Consider the following 375-nt stretch of genomic DNA (forward strand, 5'->3'; position numbering starts at 1 on the left):
AGTGCAACTACTGTCAAATTATTTCCTTATTCTTACTTTTTCTTCACGTATTTTTTTGGATTTTTTTTGAATTCAACTTTACAGCTTTTACTACAAAAACCATAAATTTTCTTTTGATAAATTGCGGTATCTGTTAAGAATTGTGCGGTATTCATTCCACAAATAGGATCTTTCTCGTTTACAACTTTTACTTTTAGTTTTTGTTGAGCAAAAATTGAAAAAGAGATGATGAAGAATGTTAATGTTAATATTTTTTTCATTGTTATTGATTTTTAGATTGAAATAAATTGTAATTAAAAAAGAAACCTATTCTGTTTTTTACTTCGATTTCTCCTGAATTTAAATCAGAAAGTATAGGTTGAAAATATTCTATAC

At 24.8% G+C, this 375-nt stretch carries 1 protein-coding gene; it reads right to left on the reverse strand.

What is annotated here, in order from left to right; all coding sequences use genetic code 11:
- Positions 1-32: 32 nt before the first annotated feature.
- Positions 33-260 (reverse strand): YHS domain-containing protein, encoded by a 228-nt coding sequence (locus tag QWI17_RS00215; protein WP_038334051.1) that lies wholly within the window; start codon positions 258-260, stop codon positions 33-35.
- Positions 261-375 lie beyond the last annotated feature (115 nt).

Origin of the sequence: Gilvimarinus gilvus (assembly GCF_030518155.1) — a bacterium.
GTDB classification, from domain to species: Bacteria; Pseudomonadota; Gammaproteobacteria; order Pseudomonadales; family Cellvibrionaceae; genus Gilvimarinus; species Gilvimarinus gilvus.